Below are 21,004 nucleotides of genomic sequence, written 5' to 3'. Positions count from 1 at the left end.
CGGGGCCGTCCCGCGTGTGTCAGCGCGCGGAGTCCGGGCCCCGCCCGGGGATGTTCTGCTCCGCCCAGACGATCTTTCCGGTCGCCGTGCGGCACGAACCCCACCTGCGGCACAGCAGGTTGATGAGCTGGAGCCCCCGGCCGCCCTCGTCGCTGACGTCGGCGTGCTGGATCTGCGGCAGGTCCGGCCCGGTGTCCGCCAGCTCCACCTGGAGCCGCTCGTCGCACAGCAGCCGCAGCCTGCCGGGGCCGCCGCCGTACCGCAGGGCGTTGCCCACCAGTTCGCTGACCACCAGCTCCGTCACGTCCGCGAGCTCGGCGAGGCCCCACCGCGAGAGCTGTTCGGTGACCAGCTTGCGGGCGGTGGAGGCCGGGTTGCCCTCCGTGGGCAGGTCCCACTCCCGCAGCCGGACCCCGTCGGTGAGCTCGTGGCCCCCGGCGACCAGCAGCACCGCCTCGTCGAAGCGACCGTCGTCGTGCCGCGGCGAGGTGAGGGGACCCCCGGCGTCGAGCCGCTCGGGCGCCATCGCGGCCACCGACGAGCGCAGCCCCTCCAGTTGGACGTCCACGTCGTCGGTGCGCGTCTTGATCAGGCCGTCGGTGTAGAAGACCAGCCGGCCGCCCACCGGGCCGCGCACCCGCAGCGGGTCGTAGGGGATGACCCCCGCGCCCAGCGGCGCTCCGACCGGCACGTCGAGGTAGCGGGCGGTGCCGCCCGCGTCCACCAGCAGGGGCGGCGGATGGCCCGCGCTCGCGAGCGTGTAGCTCGAGTCCGCGGGGTCGTAGACGGCGCACAGGCACGTGGCGACCTGGTCGTCCTCCAGGTCGCGGGTGGCCAGGTCGAGCCGGGCGAGCAACCGGTCGGGGGCGATGTCCAGCATCATGAGCGTACGGGCGACGGTCCGCAGCCGGCCCATCGTGGCGGCGGCGGGAAGGCCGTGACCGGTGACGTCGCCGACGACCAGCGCCGTGCGTCCGCTGGGGAGCGCCACCACGTCGTACCAGTCGCCGCCCACCCCGTGCGCGTCGACGGCGGGCGCGTAGTGGGCGTGCACCCGCAGGCCGGGGGTGTGCGGGGTGGCGCGCGGGAGGAGGGAGCGCTGGAGCGAGAGGACGTGCTGGCGCTCACGCCCGTAGAGCCGTGCGTTGTCCATGAACACGGCTGCCATGGAAGCGAGTTGGGTCGCCAGCTCCAGATCGGCCCGGTTGAAGGGCGGACGGTCTCCGGCGCGTACGAAGTCGGCGGAGCCCAGCAGGACGCCGCGGGCGACCAGCGGCACGGCCAGGTAGCTGTGGACGCCCTGGCGGCGCATCGCCGCCTCCGCGCTGTCCGTCGGCGCGACGAGCGCGAAGTCCTGCGGTGTCATCCGGCTGACCAGCACGGGCCGGCCGTTGCGCAGGCATTCGGTGGTCAGCAGGGTCTCGCGGCGCTCCCGCCGGTCCACCACCTCGCCCACCGGGGAGGGTTCGAGCTCCTGCAGCGCGTCGACGGCCCGGACCGCCATGGCGCGGGTGACGGGCACCGCGGCTCCGGTGACGCGCTCGCCCTCCTCGCCGCGCAGCACGGACTCCAGCAGGTCGACGGCGGCGGCGTCGGCCAGCCGGGGGACGCTGAACGCGGCCAGTTCCTCGGCGGTCCGCTCGAGGTCGAGGGTCGTGCCGATCCGGGTGCCCGCCGCGTTGAGCCAGCGCATCCGGGCGGCGGTGGTGAAGCGGTCGACCCGGGGTGACACGTCGGGTTCCGGACTCCGGGGGTGCAGGTGCCGGGACGTCCCCTTCTGCGCGGCCAGCCGACGGGTCAGGCGTCTCGCTCGGCCTCCGCCGCCGTTCACCGTGCTGACCTCCACTCGCGTCCGCAGGACGCCTCGCTGTCACGTCGGTGGCCGCGAGGCCACACGGGCAGGGGTGTCATGGTAGCGAGATCACGGCGAAAGCACCCCCGCCGGTCGACCGGTGGCCGCGTGAGCACAGGGACGGGCCCGGCGCGCAGGACGCGCCGGGCCCACCGTGGGAACCGGGGGTGTCAGCGCAGCAGCACCCCGCCGCCGTCGCCCGTGGACGCGTTCGGCACCGCGACCAGGCCCAGTTCCGCGCCCGAGGCGAGCAGCGGGTGCGCGGGCAGGACGCGCACCGTGTAGCCGTAAGGGCCGGTGCGGTCGAGGGCGAGCGGGCCCTCGTACAGCCAGCGGCCCTCCAGGTCGTGACCGCCCGCCGGCTTGAGCGGAAACGTCTGGGCCTCCGCGATCGCGTCCCCGGAGTCGACCCGCCCGGCGACGACCTGCACCTCCACGTCCTCCGGGTCCAGGCCGCCCAGGGCGATCCGGACCCGGAGCGCCAGGGTGGACCCCAGCTCGGCGGAACCGCCGACGACCGAGTCGGCCGTGGCCTCCACGTGGTCGACGGCCACCTGCGGCCAGGCGGCCCGGATCCTGGTCTTCCAGGAGGCGAGCGCGCGGGCGGCCGCGGGCTCCAGCGCCCGGCGGGACAGCGCCGCGGGCGCGTAGAGCCGTTCCACGTACTCCCGCACCATGCGGCCCGCGAGGACCTTGGGCCCCAGGGTGACCAGGGTGCGGCGGACCATCTCGATCCACCGCTGGGGCAGGTCCTCCGCGTCACGGTCGTAGAAGCGGGGGGCGACCCGGTCCTCCAGCAGCGCGTAGAGGGCGTTGGCCTCCAGTTCGTCGCGCCGCTCCTCGTCGGTGGCGGAGCCGTCGGCGGTGGGGATCGCCCAGCCGAAGTCGGGCTCGAACCACTCGTCCCACCAGCCGTCCCGCACGGAGAGGTTGAGGCAGCCGTTGAGCGCGGCCTTCATCCCGCTGGTGCCGCAGGCCTCCAGCGGGCGCAGCGGGTTGTTGAGCCAGACGTCGCAGCCCGGATAGAGCTTCTGCGCCATCCCCATGCCGTAGTCCGGCAGGAAGACGATGCGGTGGCGCACGCGCGGGTCGTCCGCGAACCTCACCAGCTCCTGGACCAGCCGTTTGCCGCCGTCGTCGGCGGGGTGGGCCTTGCCGGCGACGACGATCTGGATCGGACGCGTCGGATGGAGCAGCAGCTCCCGCAGCCGGTCCCGGTCGTGCAGCATGAGCGTCAGCCGCTTGTACGAGGGCACCCGGCGGGCGAAGCCGACCGTCAGCACGTCCGGGTCGAGTACGTCGTCGATCCAGCCCAGTTCGGCGGTGCCCGCGCCGCGCCTGCGCCAGGAGGCGTAGAGCCGCTTGCGCACCTCGGTGACGAGCTGTTCGCGCAGACCCCGGCGGAGCTCCCAGATGTCCCGGTCGGGGACGCGGGCCACGGCGTCCCACCGTCTGGGCGTGCCCGCCGTCCCGGCGCCGGTCTCCGTGCCGACGTCGGCTCCGGCGAGGGCGTTCTCCGCGCGCTCGGAGCCGAAGGTGCCGGCTCCGAGCCGGAGAACCTCGGGTGCGACCCAGGTCGGGGCGTGCACCCCGTTGGTCACCGAGGTGATCGGCACCTCGGAGGGGTCGAATCCCGGCCACAGCCCGGAGAACATCTCCCGGCTGACGGCACCGTGCAGGGTGGAGACCCCGTTGGCCCGCTGGGCGAGCCGCAGCCCCATCACCGCCATGTTGAAGAGGTCGGGCTCACCGCCGGGGTAGGTCTCCATGCCCAGGCGCAGGATCCGCTCCACCCCGACCCCGGGCAGCTCGCCGTCGTCCCCGAAGTGACGGGCCACGAGCTGGCGTTCGAAGCGGTCTATCCCGGCGGGCACGGGGGTGTGGGTGGTGAAGACCGCGCCGGCCCGCACGACCTCCAGGGCGGCGTCGAAGTCCAGGCCCGTCTCGGAGAGTTCCCGGATGCGCTCCAGGCCGAGGAATCCGGCGTGGCCCTCGTTGGTGTGGAACACCTCGGGGGCGGCGTGCCCGGTCAGCCGGCAGTAGGTGCGCACCGCGCGCACCCCGCCGATGCCGAGCAGCATCTCCTGGAGCAGCCGGTGGTCGCTGCCGCCGCCGTAGAGCCGGTCGGTGACGTCGCGCTCCCCCGGCGCGTTCTCCTCGACGTCGGAGTCGAGGAGGAGCAGGGGGACACGCCCGACCTGGGCCTGCCAGACCGAGGCGTACAGCGAGCGGCCGCCGGGCAGGGCGAGCACCACCCTGCTGGGGGTGCCGTCGGCCTCCCGCAGGAGGGTGAGCGGCAGCTCGTTGGGGTCGAGGACGGGGTAGTGCTCCTGCTGCCAGCCGTCCCGGGAGAGGCTCTGGCGGAAGTAGCCGTGCCGGTAGAGCAGGCCGACCCCGATGAGGGGCACGCCCAGGTCACTGGCGGCCTTCAGGTGGTCGCCGGCCAGGATGCCGAGGCCGCCCGAGTACTGGGGCAGGGCGGCGGTGACCCCGAACTCGGGGGAGAAGTAGGCGATGGCCGCGGGGAGCTCCGCGCCCTGGGAGAGCTGGTCCTGATACCACCTCGGTCCGTCGAGGTACTCCCGGAGGTCCTCGGACACCTCGGTGAGCCGGCGCAGGAAGTGCTGGTCCCCGGCGAGCTCGCCGAGGCGCGCGGCGGAGACGGCACCGAGCAGACGCACGGGATCGGCGTCCGCGGGCCGCCAGCCCTCCGGGTCGGCCGCCTGGAAGAGCTGTTGGGTCTCGTTGTGCCAGGACCAGCGCAGGTTGCGGGCGAGGTCGCTGAGCGGTCGCAGGGGTTCGGGGAGGACGGGACGCACGGTGAATCGACGAATGGCCTTCACGTATCCCACCTTTACAGGGGACGTACGGATCCGAGGGGACGCACGACGGTGGGCGCCCTCTCCGTCACCCTCGACGGTAGCGGTGTGCCGCCGTACGCGACCACGGCGCGCGCCCGGCTCAGTGGGTTCCCCGCCGCGCGGTCCGGACGCCCCCGCCCCTGGCACAGCACCGTGCGCGCCCTCCCTCCGCAGGCTCCTGCGCCACTCCTGTCACGGGCTTCACGCCGACACCTGCGGTCCCTCCCGCCCCATGGGCCAGATGCGCCAGTTACGCACCCTTCTGTCACGGGCGATATGGCTGATTTCCCCTCCTCACGCGGACTTGTGGCACCCCGCACCACAGGGAAGGCTGCGGAGGTGCCCGCGTGACGGCCGGGGGACCGGCGCGCGGCCCACAGCGCGTGCGCCAGATGCACCCAGGAGTTAACACGCCGCCGGGTTGGCCGCCCGAGAACGGTGGGAAGGCTCCCCCGGTAACACCCCCCGCGCTGCACATCCCAGGTGCCCCGGTCCGAGGTCGAACCCCCGTGCACCTGCCATTCGAGTCCATTCGAGTGAACGCGGACAGGAGCGGCCATGCCCACAGCCCGCCAGCCGACGACCGAGCAGCTACAAAGGACGCAACCCCACCATCGCGGCGCGCGCGGTCAGCCCTTCACGCCCACGTCGCGCGCCGTGCATGCCGAGCTCCGACCCCCAGGTGATTCCATGATCGGTCGCATTCCCGTCCTGGACGTCCGTCCGCTCGTCGACTGCGGCAGACGGCCCGCCAAAGCCGTCGCGGGCGAGACCTTCGAGGTCAGCGCCACCGTGTTCCGCGAGGGACACGACGCCGTGGCCGCCAACGTCGTCCTGTGCGACGCCAACGGACGGCCCGGACCCTGGACGCCGATGCGCGAGCTCGCTCCCGGCACGGACCGGTGGGGCGCCGACGTCACCCCGGGGGCGGAAGGCCGCTGGACGTACACGGTCGAGGCGTGGAGCGACCCGGTCACCACCTGGCGCGACCACGCGCAGATCAAGATCCCGGCGGGCATCGACACGGAGCTGGTCCTGGAGGAGGGCGCCGAGCTCTACGCCCGCGCCGCCGAGGGCGTGCCCAAGCAGGACGGGCGCGAGGCCGTGCTGGCCGCCGTCGACGCGCTCCGCGACACGGGCCGGCCGGCGGCCTCCCGGCTCGCGGCCGCGCTGGCCGCCGAGGTGGACGAGGCGCTCGGCCGCCATCCCCTGCGCGAGCTGGTCACCGCGTCCCGGCCGCTGCCGCTGACCGTCGAGCGCCGGCGCGCCCTGTACGGCTCCTGGTACGAGCTGTTCCCCCGCTCCGAGGGAGCCCGCTGGGAGGAGACGGCACCCCCGAAGCCCGCCCGGAAGCCGCGGGCCACGAAGACGGCGAAGACGGCCGCCGCCACGCGGAGGAAGAGCCCGGCGGTCTCCGCGGAGCTCCCCCCGCCCGCTCCCCGGCTGGTCAGCGGCACGTTCCGCACCGCTGCCGAGCGGCTTCCCGCCGTGGCCGCGATGGGGTTCGACGTCGTCTACCTCCCGCCGATCCACCCCATCGGGACGACCCACCGCAAGGGCCCGAACAACAGCCTCTCCCCCGGGGCCGACGACCCCGGTGTGCCCTGGGCCATCGGCTCGGCCGAGGGCGGGCACGACGCCGTGCACCCGGACCTGGGCACGATCGAGGACTTCGACCACTTCGTCGCGACCGCCCGCACCCTGCGGATGGAGATCGCGCTCGACTTCGCCCTCCAGTGCTCCCCGGACCACCCCTGGGTGACGGAGCACCCGGAGTGGTTCCACCACCGCTCCGACGGGTCCATCGCCTACGCCGAGAACCCGCCCAAGAAGTACCAGGACATCTATCCGATCGCGTTCGACGCGGACCTGCGCGGGATCGTCACGGAGAGCGTGCGCGTCCTGAGGTTCTGGATGGACCACGGCGTACGGATCTTCCGCGTCGACAACCCGCACACCAAGCCGGTGGTCTTCTGGGAGAAGGTGATCGCCGACATCAACCGCACCGACCCGGACGTGATCTTCCTGGCGGAGGCCTTCACCCGCCCGGCGATGATGCGCACGCTGGCCTCGGTCGGCTTCCAGCAGTCCTACACGTACTTCACCTGGCGTAACACGAAGCAGGAACTGACCGAGTACGTGACCGAGCTCTCGGGCGAGAGTTCCTCGTACATGCGGCCCAACTTCTTCGTGAACACGCCCGACATTCTTCCCGGTTACCTCCAGGAGGGCGGGCGGGCGGCCTTCGCGGCCCGGGCCGTGCTGGCCGCGACGCTGTCCCCCTCCTGGGGCGTGTACGCGGGCTTCGAGCTGTACGAGAACACCCCGGTGCGTCCCGGGAGCGAGGAGTACCAGGACTCCGAGAAGTACCAACTCAGGCCCAGGGACTGGGAGTCCGCGGAACGTGAGGGCCGCTCGCTCGCTCCCCTGATCACCTCCCTCAACCGGATCAGGCGCCGCCATCCGGCACTCCAGCAACTGCGTGACGTCCACTTCCACGCGGTCGACAACGAGGCGCTGATCGTCTACAGCAAGCGCTCCGGTCCCGACACCGTCCTGGTGGTCGTCAACCTCGACCCTCACCACACCCAGGAGGCCACGGTCTCGTTGGACATGCCGCGGCTCGGCCTCGACCGGCACGAGCGCGTGCCGGTGCGCGACGAGCTCACCGGCGACACCTATCACTGGGGCAGGACCTTCTATGTGCGCCTCGAGCCGGGCGTCACGCCCGCGCACATCGCGGTCCTGCGACCGTCCCCGCCGACCGGAGGGTCACCCACACCATGATCGTCAATGAGCCTGTCCACGACCTGTTCGAGGACACTCCCGCCAAGGACCGCGATCCCGACTGGTTCAAGCGCGCCGTCTTCTACGAGGTACTCGTACGGTCCTTCCAGGACTCCAACGGGGACGGCGTCGGTGACCTCAAGGGCCTCACCGCCAAGCTCGACTACCTGCAGTGGCTGGGCGTCGACTGCCTCTGGCTGCCGCCGTTCTTCAAGTCGCCGCTGCGCGACGGTGGTTACGACGTCTCGGACTACACGGCCGTGCTGCCCGAGTTCGGCGACCTCGCCGACTTCGTGGAGTTCGTCGACGCCGCGCACCAGCGCGGCATGCGCGTGATCATCGACTTCGTCATGAACCACACGAGCGACCAGCACGACTGGTTCCAGCAGTCCCGCACCGACCCGGACGGGCCGTACGGCGACTACTACGTCTGGGCCGACGACGACAAGCAGTTCCCGGACGCCCGGATCATCTTCGTCGACACCGAGACGTCCAACTGGACCTTCGACCCGGTCCGCAAGCAGTACTACTGGCACCGGTTCTTCTCGCACCAGCCCGACCTCAACTACGAGAACCCGGCGGTGCAGGAAGAGATCATCTCGGCCCTGCGCTTCTGGCTGGACCTCGGCATCGACGGCTTCCGGGTCGACGCCGTGCCGTACCTCTACCAGCGTGAGGGCACCAACTGCGAGAACCTCCCCGAGACCCACGACTTCCTCAAGCGGGTCCGCAAGGAGATCGACGCCAACTACCCGGACACGGTGCTGCTGGCCGAGGCCAACCAGTGGCCGGAGGACGTCGTCGACTACTTCGGCGACTACACGGCCGGCGGCGACGAGTGCCACATGGCCTTCCACTTCCCGGTGATGCCCCGCATCTTCATGGCCGTACGGCGCGAGAGCCGCTACCCGGTCTCGGAGATCCTGGCGAAGACCCCGGAGATCCCGTCGGGCTGTCAGTGGGGCATCTTCCTGCGCAACCACGACGAGCTGACGCTCGAGATGGTCACGGACGAAGAGCGCGACTACATGTACGCGGAGTACGCCAAGGATCCGCGGATGCGGGCCAACATCGGCATCCGCCGGCGCCTCGCACCGCTCCTGGACAACGACCGCAACCAGATCGAGCTGTTCACGGCGCTGCTGCTCTCCCTGCCCGGCTCCCCGATCCTCTACTACGGGGACGAGATCGGGATGGGCGACAACATCTGGCTGGGCGACCGTGACGCCGTGCGCACCCCGATGCAGTGGACGCCCGACCGCAACGCCGGTTTCTCCTCCAGCGATCCGGGGCGGCTCTACCTCCCCACGATCATGGACCCGGTCTACGGCTACCAGGTCACCAACGTCGAGGCGTCGATGGCGTCGCCGTCCTCGCTGCTGCACTGGACACGGCGGATGATCGAGATCCGGAAGCAGAATCCGGCGTTCGGCCTCGGCTCGTACAGCGAGCTGCCGTCGTCGAACCCGTCCGTCCTCGCGTTCACCCGCGAGTACAAGGACGACCTCGTGATGTGCGTCCACAACTTCTCGCGGTTCGCCCAGCCCACCGAGCTCGATCTGCGGGACTTCGACGGGCGCCACCCGGTGGAGCTGATCGGCGGGGTGCGCTTCCCGGCCGTCGGCCGGTGGCCCTACCTGCTGACCCTGGCGGGGCACGGCTTCTACTGGTTCCGGATGCGGAAGGATGACCCGGTCGGCTGACCGCCGGTGACGGCCGGCTGACGGCGCCTCACCGTCGAGGCGCCACCCGCGGGGCGGTTTCCGCCGCCCCGCACGGGGCACTCTCCCCCATATCGAGCGCTTCCGGGCTCCATCGGGCTCTCCGTGGCCCCTTGATCGAGTCCGTACGGACTTTCCTCACCCGACACGTCCCGCACAGCCGGACAGCCATTGCCGCAATCCGGGACACTCTTCGCATCCTGTGGTGTGCCCGGGGAAAGGACGCGATGCCATGTCGGAGGCTGCATCCACTCGAGTCGCCCTGGCGAAGAGCACAACATCGAGAAAGACGACAAGAAGACACTCGACGAGCGCCACGGGAACGACGGCCCTGCTGCCGTCGCTCGCCCCGCTGCTCCACGAGTGGGTGCCCCGGCAGCGGTGGTTCGCGGGCAAGGGGCAGCCCGTCACCGGGTTCTCTCTCGTCGCCGCCACCGAGATACTGCCTCTGGACACCGCGGGCACGGGCCCCGGGCTGCTGCACCTGCTCGTCCGGGTCCACCAGCCGAACGGCCGCCCCGCCCCGGACCGGGGGGACTGCTACCAGCTCCTGCTCGGTGTGCGCACCACCCTGCCCCCACGGCTGGCCGACGCACGCATCGGCCAGGTCTCGGAAGGCCCGCTGGCGGGCCGCACCCTGTACGAGGGGCTGCACGACCCGCGCGTCGCCGACCTTCTGCTGGAACGATTCCGTAACCCCGGATCCCTCGGCCCGCTCCGCTTCGACCGGGCGGCACCGATCCCGCCGGGACTGACCCCGCGCGTCCTGGACACCGAACAGTCCAACTCCTCGCTCGTGTACGGCGACGCCTTCATCCTGAAGATCTTCCGGCGGGTCTTCCCCGGCACCAACCCCGATCTCGAACTGCCCCTCGCGCTCGGCCGTGAGGGCTGCGGCCGGGTACCCGCACCGGTGGCCTGGTTCGAGGCGACGACGAGTCCGGAGCCGCTCACGCTCGGCGTGCTGCAGCCCTTCCTGCGCGGCGCGCAGGACGGGTGGCAGCTCGCGCTCGCCGCCCTGGCCGCCGGGCGGGACTTCGTCCCCGAGGCGCACGCGCTCGGCCGGGCCACCGCCGAGGTGCACACGGCGCTCGCCGCCGCGTTGCCGACCCCTCCGCTGGCGCAGGAACGGACCAGGGACCTGGTGGCCGGCATGGTGGAGCGCCTGGAGGCAGCCGCCCAGGCGGTCCCTGCGCTCGTCCCGTACGTACCGGGGCTGCGCACCGCCTTCGACGCCGTCGCGGCGCTCGGGGAGACGGGGCGCGGCTGGCCCGCTCAGCGGGTCCACGGGGACCTGCACCTGGGCCAGACCCTGCGGGGCGAGGACGGCTTCTGGTCGCTGATCGACTTCGAGGGCGAGCCGGCCAGGCCGCTGCCCGAACGCCGCAGCCCGCAGCCGCCGGTGCGCGACGTCGCGGGGATGCTCCGGTCGTTCGACTACGCGGCGCGCTCGCACCATCCGTGGAACCCCGAATGGGCGGCCCGCTGCCGGGCCGCGTACTGCGAGGGCTACGCGAGCGCGGCGGGCTCCGACCCGCGCGGCGAGCCCGAGCTGCTGCGCGCCCATGAGACCGACAAGGCGGTGTACGAGGTGCTGTACGAGGCCCGGCACCGCCCCGACTGGCTGCCGGTTCCGATGGCCGCGATCCAGCGCCTGGCCGCCACACCCGCGTGACCTCCGCTCCCCACCACCCACCTTCCGAGGAGGCAGTCTCTGTGACCGCCCGCAAGCCGTCCCGCAAGTCGCCCGAACCCATCGAGGTCCCGCCCACGGCCAAGCCGGTGACCACCGAGGTCACGGCTGCCGCCCCGGCCGAACCCGCCGCCGCCCCGGCGGCCGAGCCCTCCGCCCCGTCTCCCGCCAAGCGCCCGCGGGCCCGGAAGACGGCCGCGGCGGCCACCGGCGCTCCGCCCCGCCCCCGGCGCGGGGGAGGCAGCAAGAACGTCCTGCCCGCGACCGCCCTGGACGACGCGGACCGGGGCCGGCTGCTCGCCGGTGAGCACCACGACCCGCACGGCGTCCTCGGCGCGCACCCGGTCCCGTCCGGCGTGCTCTTCCGGGTGCTGCGCCCCTTCGCGCGCTCGGTGACCGTGCTGGTCGAGGGCAAGCGGACCGGGGCCGAACTGCAGAGCGACGGCGACGGCTTCTTCTCCGGGGTGCTGGCCCTGCCGGCGGTGCCCGAGGGCTACCGTCTGCGGGTCGCCTACGAGGACGACACGATCGAGGTGGACGACCCGTACCGCTTCCTGCCGGCCATCGGTGAACTGGACCTCCACCTGATCGGCGAGGGCCGGCACGAGGAGCTCTGGAAGGCGCTCGGGTCCCAGCCGGTGGAGCACCAGGGCGTGACCGGCACCCGCTTCACCGTGTGGGCGCCGGACGCCCGCGGGGTCCGGGTCGCGGGCGACTTCAACTACTGGGACGGCACGGTCTTCCCGATGCGCTCGCTCGGCTCCACCGGCGTCTGGGAGGTGTTCGTCCCCGGTGTCGGCGAGGGCGCCGTCTACAAGTACGACATCTGCCGGCCCGACGGGTCGCACACCCAGCGGGCGGACCCGATGGCCCGCCACACGGAGGTCCCTCCGGCCACCGCCTCGGTGGTCACCGCCTCGCACCACGCGTGGCAGGACGCGGACTGGATGGCGCACCGGGGCGACCGCCCGGTGCACGAGGCACCCTTCTCCGTCTACGAGCTCCACCTCCCCTCGTGGCGGCCGGGGCTGTCCTACCGTCAGCTCGCCGCCCAGCTCCCCTCGTACGTGAAGGAGCTGGGCTTCACCCACGTCGAGCTGATGCCGGTCGCCGAGCACCCCTTCGGGGGGTCCTGGGGCTACCAGGTCACCGGCTTCTACGCGCCGACGTCCCGCATGGGCAGCCCGGACGACTTCCGCTTCCTGGTCGACGCGCTGCACGCGGCGGGCATCGGCGTCCTCATGGACTGGGTCCCGGCCCACTTCCCGCGCGACGACTGGGCGCTCGCCGAGTTCGACGGCCGCCCGCTGTACGAGCACTCCGACCCGAACCGGGCCGCGCACCCGGACTGGGGGACCCTGGAGTTCGACTACGGCCGCAAGGAGGTCCGCAACTTCCTGGTCTCCAACGCCACCTACTGGTGCGAGGAGTTCCACATCGACGGCCTGCGGGTCGACGCGGTCGCCTCCATGCTCTACCTCGACTACTCCCGCGAGGACGGCCAGTGGTCGCCGAACGAGTTCGGGGGCCGGGAGAACCTGGACGCGGTCGCCTTCCTCCAGGAGATGAACGCGACGGTCTACCGGCGCAACCCGGGTGTCGTCACGATGGCGGAGGAGTCCACCGCCTGGGACGGTGTCACCCGCGCCACGGACTCCGGCGGCCTGGGCTTCGGCCTGAAGTGGAACATGGGCTGGATGCACGACTCCCTCGTGTACATGTCGAAGGAGCCCATCCACCGCAAGTACCACCACAACGAGATGACATTCTCGATGGTGTACGCGTACAGCGAGAACTACGTGCTGCCGATCTCGCACGACGAGGTGGTGCACGGCAAGCAGGCACTGGTCAGCAAGATGCCCGGCGACTGGTGGCAGCAGCGCGCCAACCACCGCGCCTACCTCGGCTTCATGTGGGCGCACCCGGGCAAGCAACTCCTCTTCATGGGGCAGGAGTTCGCCCAGGGAGCGGAGTGGTCGGAGGGCCACGGCCCGGACTGGTGGCTGCTCGACGAGACGTACGAGGCCTCCGCCGACCACCGGGGCGTACGCACCCTGGTCACGGACCTCAACGCGGTCTACAACGCCCTGCCCGCACTGTGGCAGCGGGACACGTCGCCCGAGGGCTTCAGCTGGATCGACGGCGGCGCCGCGGAGGACAACGCCTTCTCGTTCGTCCGCTACGACGCGGACGGATCCCCCCTGATCGCGGTCTCGCACTTCTCCCCGGTGGTGCGGCAGGACTACCGCATCGGCGTTCCGGACGGCCCGGAGGCCTGGGTGGAGGTCGTGAACACGGACGCCGCCCGCTACGGCGGGAGCGACGTACGCAACGAGGAACCGCTGAAGCCGGAGGCGGTGCCGGCCCACGGCAGGGACACCAGCATCACGCTGACACTCCCGCCACTGGCGACGGTCTGGCTGCGGCCGGCCTGACGGCACGAGCGGCCGGAGGGCCCGCACCGCCCGGAGCGGTGCGGGCCCTCGCTGTGCGCGGCGCGTGGGGTCAGCCGCCGAGCGGCGCCCCGGCCGCCGCCGGAAGCACGTCCTCCAGCTCCTGGAGAAGCCGGCGCTTCGGGCGGGCTCCCACCATCGACCTCACCGGTTCGCCGTCCTGGAACACCATCAGCGTCGGCATCGACAGCACCGCGTACCGGCTGGTGATGCCCGGGTTGTGGTCCACGTCGATCTGCACGACCTTCAAGCGGTCCGCCTCCTCCCTGGCGATCGCGCCGAGCACCGGGGCCAGCTGGCGGCAGGGGCCGCACCAGTCGGCGGTGAATTCGACCAGGACCGGCAGACCGGCTCCCAGGACCTCGGCGTCGAACGTCGCGTCGGTGACCTCGGCGACACCTTCTGCGTGGATCATCCCTCGTCCTCCCAGTTCAGTTCACATCGTGGTTCGGGGCCGCCCGGAATCCCGGCGGACGCCTCCAGCTCGGCGCGGGCCAGTTGTGCGCCCACCTCGGCCCGGACGCCCTGGAGCTGGCCGATGAGCGCGTCCAGCTCACCGAGCTTGCGCCGGTAGACGGCCAGCGAGGCGGGGCAGGCGTCACCCGCCGGGTGGCCGGCGCGCAGGCAGTCGACGAAGGGGCGGGTCTCCTCCAGGTCGAACCCGAAGTCCTGGAGGGTCCGGATCTGGTGGACCAGCCGCAGATCGCTCTCGTCGTACGTGCGGTAGCCGTTCTCCGCGCGGCGTGCGTGCAGCAGTCCGCGCGATTCGTAGTACCGCAGCGTACGTGTCGTCGTTCCGGCGCGTTCGGCCAGCTCCCCGATTCGCATACCGCGACGGTAATCCTTGACGTCGGCGTCAAGGCAAGGAGTGGCGGGCGAGGCCGAGGACGGCGATACCGCTCCACGGCACCCTGCCGAACCAGCACGGAACGATCACACCGGGCCGCCCTCCGCGAGCCCCCGACCTGGCAGGCACTCACGGCTACCCGGTCGACCCCTCCGGTGTAGTACAGGTAGTACGCTGTATGCATGGGTGACACCAACGAAGTCCCGCTCCGCGAGCTGAATCAGCAGACCTCACGTGTGATGGCCCGCGTGCAGGCCGGGGAAACGCTCACCATCACCAAGGACGGTGTTCCCATAGGGGACATCGTCCCCCGGGGACTGCCGCTGGGAAGGCCCGTCTACCCGTTCCGCACCGAACCCATGGGACATCTGGACCTCCCCGACCTGGGCGGCCCCGGGCTGACCGACGACGAGATCGACGCCACTCTGCGGCGCATGGGCTCGATCGATGACTGACATCCCCGTCGCGATCGCGGACACGAACGCGCTGTACCGCCTCTTCACCCCCAAGGATCCTCGGCACACGGCGCACAGATCGGCCCTGAGCAAGGTCGGCCACCTCGTGGTGTCCCCGATGGTCCTCACCGAACTGGACTACCTGCTGACCACGAAGATCGGCGCCAGTGCCTCGATGAACGCGCTGGACTTCGTTGCGCGTCAAGTGGAGGTCCGCCGCTTCGAAATCCCGGATGTCGCGCCCCACCTGCGGAGCACCATGGCTGTCATGCGCGGGTACCAGGACGCCGACAACGGCCAGGGGGTGGGTCTGACCGACGCGATGAACGTCGTGCTCGCCGCCGCCTACCGCACAGCCGATCTCCTCACGTCCGACCGGCACTTCCGAATCATGCGTCCGCTCACCGGCCACTCCGCGTTCCGGCTCCTGCCGGACGATCTGTGAGCCGACGCCCCGGGCGGGCGGCCGAGGATGTGGGGCGGACACACGGACGCGGCCGGTACGGGAACCCCGTACCGGCCGCGTCGTCAGGTGCTACGCCTTGACCAGCGAGGGCTGTTCCTCGCCGCCGTCCCGGGCGTCGGGGACGTGCGGCTCGCCGCCGTTGTGCACGTCGTCGGTCATCGTCTGCTCGTCGAACGGGAGGGCGCCGGAGAGGACCTGGTCCACCCGCTCCCTGTCGATCTCCTTGGTCCAGGTGCCGACCAGCACCGTGGCCACCGCGTTGCCCGCGAAGTTCGTCAGGGCGCGGGCCTCGCTCATGAACCGGTCGATGCCGACGATCAGCCCGACGCCGTCGACCAGCTCGGGGCGGTGCGACTGGAGGCCGCCCGCGAGGGTCGCGAGCCCGGCGCCGGTGACGCCCGCCGCGCCCTTCGACGCGATCACCATGAAGACCAGCAGCGAGATCTGCTCACCGATGCTCAGCGGGTCGCCCGTGGCGTTGGCGATGAAGAGCGAGGCCATCGTCAGGTAGATCGCGGTGCCGTCGAGGTTGAAGGAGTAACCGGTCGGCACGGTGATGCCGACGACGGGCTTGCTGACGCCCATGTGCTCCATCTTCGCGATCAGCCGCGGCAGGGCCGACTCGGACGAGGAGGTGGAGAGGATCAGCAGGAACTCCCGGCCCAGGTACTTCAGCAGCGAGAGGATGTTGACCCCGGCCACCAGGCGCAGGATCGCGCCCAGGACCACGAACACGAAGAGCGCGCAGGTGACGTAGAAGCCGATCATGATGATCGCCAGGGACTTCAGCGCGTCCACGCCGGTCTCCCCGACCACCGCCGCCATCGCGCCGAACGCGCCGACCGGAGCCGCCCACATGATCATGGCGAGGATGCGGAACACGAGGCGCTGGATGTGGCCGATGCCGCGGATGACCGGCTCTCCGGCCGCACCCATGGCCTGGAGCGCGAAACCCGCCAGCAGGGCGATGAGCAGGGTCTGGAGGACCTCGCCCTCGGTGAAGGCGGAGACCATGGTGGTGGGGATGATGCCGAGCAGGAAGTCCACGGTGGACTCGCTGTCGCCGGCCTGCGCCTCACCCGCGGCGCGGGCCGCCTCGGTGAGGTGGAGGCTGGAGCCCGGCTCCAGGATGTTGCCGACGACCAGGCCGATGGCCAGGGCGACGGTCGACATCACCAGGAAGTAGCCGAGGGCCAGACCGCCGACGGCGCCGACCTTGGCGGCCTTCCGTACGGAGCCGACCCCCAGCACGATCGTGCAGAAGATGATCGGCGAGATCATCATCTTGATGAGGTTGACGAAGCCGGTGCCGATGGGCTTGAGCTCCACGGCGAAGTCCGGAGCCACCAGACCCACCGTGATGCCGAGCACCACGGCGGCGATCACGGCCAGGTAGAGGTAGTGGGTGCGGTCCCGTCGTGCGGCTTTCTCTGCCACGGGGGTCTCCTCGGGTATGCGTCGGCTCCCCGTCCCTGGGGGCCCCGGTGACTATTCACTGCCCTGTGACGGCCGTCACCCTTGCGTTCATATCGTTCACGGACGCTTATCGGCCACCTTGGGCGGGTGGGCCCCGCCAGGCAGACTGTGAGCCATGCGCCTGCCCCGGACCCTCCCCCGCAGCCTGGCCGGTCAGCTGTTCGCGATGCAGGCCCTGCTCGTGGCAGCGGTCGTGGCCGGATGCGCCGTCTTCGCGTACGCCTCCGGCCGCTCCCAGGCGGAGGAGACCGCGGCCCGCCAGGTGCGGGCGGCCGCCCTCGCCATGGCCGGATCACCATCGGTGCGGGAGGCGATCCGTACCCCGGACCCCTCCGCCGCACTCCAGCCGTACGCGGAGCGGGTCCGCGAGGACACCGGGATCGCGTTCGTCACGATCATGGATCCCCAGGGCGTCCGGTGGACCCACCCCGACCCCTCCCAGATCGGCCGCCGGTTCATCGGGCACACCGAGCGCGCCCTGCTCGGCGAGACGTTCGAGGAGACCTACACCGGGACGCTGGGGCCGTCGATACGCGTGGTCACCCCGGTCCGCGACGAGGGCAGGATCGTGGGCCTGGTGAGCGCGGGCATCACCGTCGAGCGGGTGTCCACGCAGGTACGGGAGCAGCTGGGCGCCCTGGGCACGGCTGCGGGCGCCGCCCTGGCGCTCGGGGCGCTCGGGACGTACGTGATCAACGCCAGGCTGCGGCGGCACACGCACGGGATGAACGCCCGGGAGCTGAGCCGGATGCACACGTACCACGAGGCCACGCTGCACGCGGTGCGCGAAGGGCTCCTCATGCTGGACGGGCAGCGCAGGGTCGCCCTGATCAACGACGCCGGCCGGGAGCTGCTGGGGCTGGCCCCGGGGTCGGTCGGGCGCCGGGTCGACGAGCTCGCGCTGCCGGCGCCGCTGACCGGCGCGCTCCTGGCGTCCGAGCCGCGGGTGGACGAGGTCCACCTCACGGCGGACCGGGTCGTCGTCGTCAACACCAGCCCGGTGGTGGGCGGTGAGCGACGGGGCACCGTCGTGACGCTGCGGGACCACACGGAGCTGCAGGCTCTGTCCGGCGAGCTGGACTCGGAACGCGGCTTCACCCAGGCGCTGCGCTCGCAGGCGCACGAGGCGGCGAACCGGCTGCACACCGTGGTCTCGCTCATCGAGCTGGGCCGGGCCGACGAGGCCGTGGACTTCGCGACGGCGGAGCTGGAGCTGGCGCAGGTGCTCACCGACCGGGTCGTGGGCGCGGTCGCCGAACCGGTGCTGGCCGCCCTGCTGCTCGGCAAGGCGGCGCAGGCCCACGAGCGGGGTGTGGAACTGGTGCTCGCCGAGGACAGCCTGATCGACGACGGGGCCCTGCCGCGCTCGCCGTCCCCGCGGGACCTGGTCACGATCCTCGGCAACCTCATCGACAACGCGGTGGACGCCGCGTCCGAGACGGCGACGGGCACCGCCGGGTCGCCCGTCCCCGCGCAGCGCTCCGCCGCGCGGGCCCTGGTCACCGTGACCGCGCGGACGGAGGCAGGGGAGCTGCTGCTGCGGGTGGCGGACACCGGCGCCGGGATCGGCCCGGACGACGCCGACGAGGTGTTCCGGCGCGGCTGGACGACCCATGGCACGGGCCGCGGCCTGGGCCTGGCCCTCGTACGGCAGGCGGTGCACCGCAACGGCGGGACGGTGACGCTGGGGCGGGCCCCGGACGGCGGCGCGGAGTTCACGGTGCGGCTGCCGCTCTCCGGGCGTACGGCGGAGGCGGTCGCGCCGTGATCCGGGTGCTGGTCGTGGAGGACGACCCGGTGGCCGCCGACGCCCATCAGCTGTACGTGGACCGGGTGCCGGGGTTCGAGGTGGCGGCCGTCACCCACTCCCGGGCCGAGGCCGTACGGGCGCTGGAGCGCACGGAGGTCGACCTGCTGCTGCTCGACCTGTACCTGCCCGACGGGCACGGTCTGCAGCTGCTGCGGTCGCTGCGGGCGGCGGGGCACGCGGCGGACGTCATCGCGGTGACGTCGGCGCGCGACCTGGCGGTGGTGCGGGAGGGCGTGTCCCTCGGGGTCGTGCAGTACGTGCTGAAGCCGTTCACGTATCCCACGCTCCGGGACCGGCTCGTGCGGTACGCCGAGTTCCGGGCGGCGGCCGGTGAGGCGAGCGGCCAGGAGGAGGTGGACCGGGCGCTGGGCGCGCTGCGGGTCTCGGACCCGGCCGCCCTGCCCAAGGGCCTCAGCGGCCCGACGCTGGAGGCGGTGACCCGGGCGCTGCGGGAGGCGCAGGACGGGGTCACCGCGGCGGCCGCCGGCGAGGAGCTGGGGATCTCCCGGATCACCGCCCGCCGCTATCTGGAGCACCTGGTGACGGTGGGGCGGGCCGTGCGGCGGCCCAGCTACGGTCAGGTCGGCAGGCCCGAGCTGCATTACCACTGGGTGGCTGAAACCCGCTGATGGTCCGGGGGGCCGCCAGGAGGCACCCTAGGAGGATCGTACGAAGGGTGAACTGATAGGAACAGCCTGTAGCCAGGCCGTTCCCGGCCTTCTACGGTGGGGCCGTGCATCCCACCCCGCCCTTCAACGCCCCCGCCGCGCGCCGCCTCCGCGAGGCGCTGGGAATGGCTCCCGGACATGTTGCGTACGGACTCGGCGCCCAGTACGGACTGCGGATCACGGCCGAGACCGTGATGGCCTGGGAGCGCGGCACCGCCCTGCCCGGCGAACGCGAACTCATGGCGCTGGCCGGTGTGCTGTGGTGCGCGCCGGGCGAACTGCTGGCCGCGGCGAGCACGTTGCGCGACCACCGGCTGGCCCGGGACGTGGCGGTGGACGACCTGGCGCGGACGCTCGGGATGACCGTCGCCGCGTACCAGCGGATCGAGGACACGGGCCGCTGGCGCGGCAACGAGCGTCAGGCCGTGTCCCTCTGCGAGGCGCTCGACATGTCGGCCGCCCAGTTCCTGACCGCGACCGGCCGCAACGAGGAGCTGGCGGGCCTGCTGACCAGGGCGGTCACGACCCGCTGGCAGGCGTACGTACGTCCCGTGGACAAGCTGGTCCCGCTGGACCGGATCCTGGTCCAGGACGTGCTGGAGCAGTTGCACAGCGACTACCAGAGCCTGATGGTGTCGACGCTGAGCTGGAACACCACGGGCCGGGACCGGGCCGGGACCGGGGGCGAGGAGGGCCGGGTGTTCCTGGACCGGGTGGTCGAGGAGTTCTGGCGGACGGCGGGCATCTGAGCCCTCCGCCTGTTCCCCCGCGGGGGAACAGGCGCGTACCGCGGGGCGTGGTCGGGAGCGCGGGGCGCGGGGCGCGATCAGAAGACGGACTCGGCCTCGTACATCCGGTCGCTGGGAACCGTCTTCAGGCGGGTCACGGCGTCCGCCAGCGGGGCCATCACGATCTCGGTCCCGCGCAGCGCCGTCATCCGGCCGAAGTCGCCGCGGTGCACGGCCTCCACGGCGTTCCACCCGAAGCGGGTCGCGAGCACCCGGTCGTAGGCGGTCGGCGTGCCACCGCGCTGCACATGGCCGAGGATGACCGGCCGGGCCTCCTTGCCGAGGCGCAGTTCCAGCTCGGCGGCGAGGCGGTTGCCGATGCCCTTGAACCGCTCGTGGCCGAACTGGTCGATCTCGCCCTTGGCGTACGGCATGGAGCCCTCCGCCGGGTGCGCGCCCTCGGCGACGCAGATGACGGCGAACTTCTTGCCGCGCGCGAAGCGTTCCTCGACCATCTTGACCAGGTCGTCGACCTGGAAGGGCCGCTCCGGCAGGCAGATGCCGTGGGCACCGCCGGCCATGCCGGACTCCAGCGCGATCCAGCCCGCGTGGCGCCCCATGACCTCGACGACCATGACCCGCTGGTGCGATTCGGCCGTCGTCTTGAGCCGGTCTATGGCCTCGGTCGCGACGCCCACGGCGGTGTCGAAGCCGAAGGTCCGGTCGGTGGCGGAGATGTCGTTGTCGATGGTCTTCGGTACGCCGACGACGGGCATCCCGGCCTCGGCGAGCATGCGGGCCGCGGTGAGCGTGCCCTCGCCGCCGATCGGGATGAGCGCGTCGATGCCGTAACGCAGGGAGAGCTCCGCGCAGTTCTCGGCGGCCTCGCGCAGCCGGTCGCGCTCCAGCCGCGCCGAGCCGAGGATCGTGCCGCCGCGCGCCAGGATGCCGCTGACCGCGTTCAGGTCGAGGGGCCGGAAGTGGCCGTCGAGCAGCCCCTTGAAGCCGTCCTCGAAGCCGATGACCTCATCGCCGTGCCCCACGACGGCGCGGTGCACGACCGACCGGATCACAGCGTTCAGGCCTGGGCAGTCGCCGCCTGCGGTGAGAATTCCGATGCGCATCCTGCTCTGTCTCCTGCTCGCTAGTGCCATGCATTCCGGGGACCCGTCGAGAAACCCCCGTAC

At 72.0% G+C, this 21,004-nt stretch carries 15 protein-coding genes; 9 read left to right on the top strand and 6 right to left on the bottom strand.

The genetic code is table 11. The annotated features are described in order from the left end of the window. Positions 1-19 precede the first annotated feature (19 nt). Positions 20-1,831 (bottom strand): SpoIIE family protein phosphatase, encoded by a 1,812-nt coding sequence (locus tag OG488_RS26155; protein WP_443074245.1) that lies wholly within the window; start codon positions 1,829-1,831, stop codon positions 20-22. A 191-nt stretch (positions 1,832-2,022) separates the two neighbouring features. Further along, positions 2,023-4,695, bottom strand: coding sequence for an alpha-glucan family phosphorylase (gene glgP, locus OG488_RS26150; protein WP_329233003.1), 2,673 nt, complete (start codon positions 4,693-4,695; stop codon positions 2,023-2,025). Between the two features lie 708 nt (positions 4,696-5,403). Here glgP and OG488_RS26145 point away from each other — a divergent pair. The 4 genes from OG488_RS26145 to glgB all read left to right on the top strand — a co-directional run bounded on the left by OG488_RS26145 (position 5,404) and on the right by glgB (position 13,349). Further along, positions 5,404-7,500: an alpha-1,4-glucan--maltose-1-phosphate maltosyltransferase gene (locus tag OG488_RS26145; RefSeq protein ID WP_329233001.1), complete on the top strand. Its 2,097-nt coding sequence runs from the start codon at positions 5,404-5,406 to the stop codon at positions 7,498-7,500. Continuing rightward, positions 7,497-9,203 carry a maltose alpha-D-glucosyltransferase gene (treS, locus tag OG488_RS26140; RefSeq protein ID WP_329232999.1) on the top strand — a complete coding sequence of 569 codons (1,707 nt, stop codon included), beginning with the start codon at positions 7,497-7,499 and terminating at the stop codon, positions 9,201-9,203. Before OG488_RS26145 ends, treS begins: the two co-directional genes overlap by 4 nt. Before the next feature lie 250 nt (positions 9,204-9,453). Next, entirely contained in the window at positions 9,454-10,896 is a 1,443-nt protein-coding gene (locus OG488_RS26135; RefSeq protein ID WP_329232997.1) for a maltokinase N-terminal cap-like domain-containing protein, read from the top strand. A gap of 41 nt (positions 10,897-10,937) precedes the next feature. Further along, a complete protein-coding gene (gene glgB, locus OG488_RS26130) occupies positions 10,938-13,349 on the top strand; it encodes a 1,4-alpha-glucan branching enzyme (RefSeq protein ID WP_329232995.1) in 2,412 nt (803 codons plus the stop codon). Between the two features lie 70 nt (positions 13,350-13,419). Here the strand turns inward: glgB and trxA are convergent, their stop codons facing one another. Together trxA and OG488_RS26120 are read right to left on the bottom strand one after the other, a co-directional pair. Next, on the bottom strand, positions 13,420-13,782 hold the full coding sequence (trxA, locus tag OG488_RS26125; protein WP_329232993.1) for a thioredoxin: 363 nt from the start codon (positions 13,780-13,782) through the stop codon (positions 13,420-13,422). Next, positions 13,779-14,195 (bottom strand): MerR family transcriptional regulator, encoded by a 417-nt coding sequence (locus tag OG488_RS26120; RefSeq protein WP_329232992.1) that lies wholly within the window; start codon positions 14,193-14,195, stop codon positions 13,779-13,781. The genes trxA and OG488_RS26120 overlap by 4 nt, the downstream gene beginning before the upstream one ends. 201 nt (positions 14,196-14,396) lie before the next feature. Here OG488_RS26120 and OG488_RS26115 point away from each other — a divergent pair, with 201 nt between their 5' ends. Together OG488_RS26115 and OG488_RS26110 are read left to right on the top strand one after the other, a co-directional pair. Then, positions 14,397-14,669, top strand: coding sequence for a type II toxin-antitoxin system Phd/YefM family antitoxin (locus tag OG488_RS26115; RefSeq protein WP_329232990.1), 273 nt, complete (start codon positions 14,397-14,399; stop codon positions 14,667-14,669). After that, positions 14,662-15,114, top strand: a complete 453-nt coding sequence (locus OG488_RS26110; RefSeq protein ID WP_329232988.1) for a PIN domain-containing protein — start codon at positions 14,662-14,664, stop codon at positions 15,112-15,114. The genes OG488_RS26115 and OG488_RS26110 overlap by 8 nt, the downstream gene beginning before the upstream one ends. A gap of 90 nt (positions 15,115-15,204) precedes the next feature. Here OG488_RS26110 and OG488_RS26105 read toward each other — a convergent pair whose 3' ends face one another. Next, positions 15,205-16,572, bottom strand: coding sequence for a cation:dicarboxylate symporter family transporter (locus OG488_RS26105; RefSeq protein WP_329232987.1), 1,368 nt, complete (start codon positions 16,570-16,572; stop codon positions 15,205-15,207). Between the two features lie 154 nt (positions 16,573-16,726). On the opposite strand from OG488_RS26105, the gene OG488_RS26100 reads away from it, so the two are divergent. The 3 genes from OG488_RS26100 (at position 16,727) to OG488_RS26090 (ending at position 19,838) form a co-directional block, all read left to right on the top strand. After that, positions 16,727-18,379: a sensor histidine kinase gene (locus OG488_RS26100; RefSeq protein WP_329232985.1), complete on the top strand. Its 1,653-nt coding sequence runs from the start codon at positions 16,727-16,729 to the stop codon at positions 18,377-18,379. Next, on the top strand, positions 18,376-19,050 hold the full coding sequence (locus tag OG488_RS26095; RefSeq protein WP_329232983.1) for a response regulator: 675 nt from the start codon (positions 18,376-18,378) through the stop codon (positions 19,048-19,050). The genes OG488_RS26100 and OG488_RS26095 overlap by 4 nt, the downstream gene beginning before the upstream one ends. Positions 19,051-19,214: 164 nt before the next feature. Further along, positions 19,215-19,838: a helix-turn-helix transcriptional regulator gene (locus tag OG488_RS26090; protein WP_329239008.1), complete on the top strand. Its 624-nt coding sequence runs from the start codon at positions 19,215-19,217 to the stop codon at positions 19,836-19,838. Between the two features lie 77 nt (positions 19,839-19,915). Here OG488_RS26090 and OG488_RS26085 read toward each other — a convergent pair whose 3' ends face one another. Beyond that, the gene (locus tag OG488_RS26085; RefSeq protein WP_329232981.1) at positions 19,916-20,941 is read right to left on the bottom strand and encodes an ATP-dependent 6-phosphofructokinase; all 1,026 of its coding nucleotides are present in this window, start codon (positions 20,939-20,941) and stop codon (positions 19,916-19,918) included. Positions 20,942-21,004: the final 63 nt, after the last annotated feature.

It is taken from the genome of Streptomyces sp. NBC_01460 (assembly GCF_036227405.1).
In the GTDB taxonomy this organism is placed as follows: Bacteria; Actinomycetota; Actinomycetes; order Streptomycetales; family Streptomycetaceae; genus Streptomyces.
Note: the sequence above shows the minus strand (reverse complement) of the source record. Positions and strands in the feature narration are given on the sequence as shown.

Excerpts from the sequence above, each read along its gene's own strand:
- OG488_RS26145 (WP_329233001.1), top strand. The coding sequence starts at position 5,404 with ATGATCGGTCGCATTCCCGTCCTGGACGTCCGTCCGCTCGTCGACTGC.
- treS (WP_329232999.1), top strand. The coding sequence starts at position 7,497 with ATGATCGTCAATGAGCCTGTCCACGACCTGTTCGAGGACACTCCCGCC.
- OG488_RS26135 (WP_329232997.1), top strand. The coding sequence starts at position 9,454 with ATGTCGGAGGCTGCATCCACTCGAGTCGCCCTGGCGAAGAGCACAACA.
- trxA (WP_329232993.1), bottom strand. The coding sequence starts at position 13,782 with ATGATCCACGCAGAAGGTGTCGCCGAGGTCACCGACGCGACGTTCGAC.
- OG488_RS26120 (WP_329232992.1), bottom strand. The coding sequence starts at position 14,195 with ATGCGAATCGGGGAGCTGGCCGAACGCGCCGGAACGACGACACGTACG.
- OG488_RS26115 (WP_329232990.1), top strand. The coding sequence starts at position 14,397 with ATGGGTGACACCAACGAAGTCCCGCTCCGCGAGCTGAATCAGCAGACC.
- OG488_RS26110 (WP_329232988.1), top strand. The coding sequence starts at position 14,662 with ATGACTGACATCCCCGTCGCGATCGCGGACACGAACGCGCTGTACCGC.
- OG488_RS26100 (WP_329232985.1), top strand. The coding sequence starts at position 16,727 with ATGCGCCTGCCCCGGACCCTCCCCCGCAGCCTGGCCGGTCAGCTGTTC.
- OG488_RS26090 (WP_329239008.1), top strand. The coding sequence starts at position 19,215 with ATGGCTCCCGGACATGTTGCGTACGGACTCGGCGCCCAGTACGGACTG.
- OG488_RS26085 (WP_329232981.1), bottom strand. The coding sequence starts at position 20,941 with ATGCGCATCGGAATTCTCACCGCAGGCGGCGACTGCCCAGGCCTGAAC.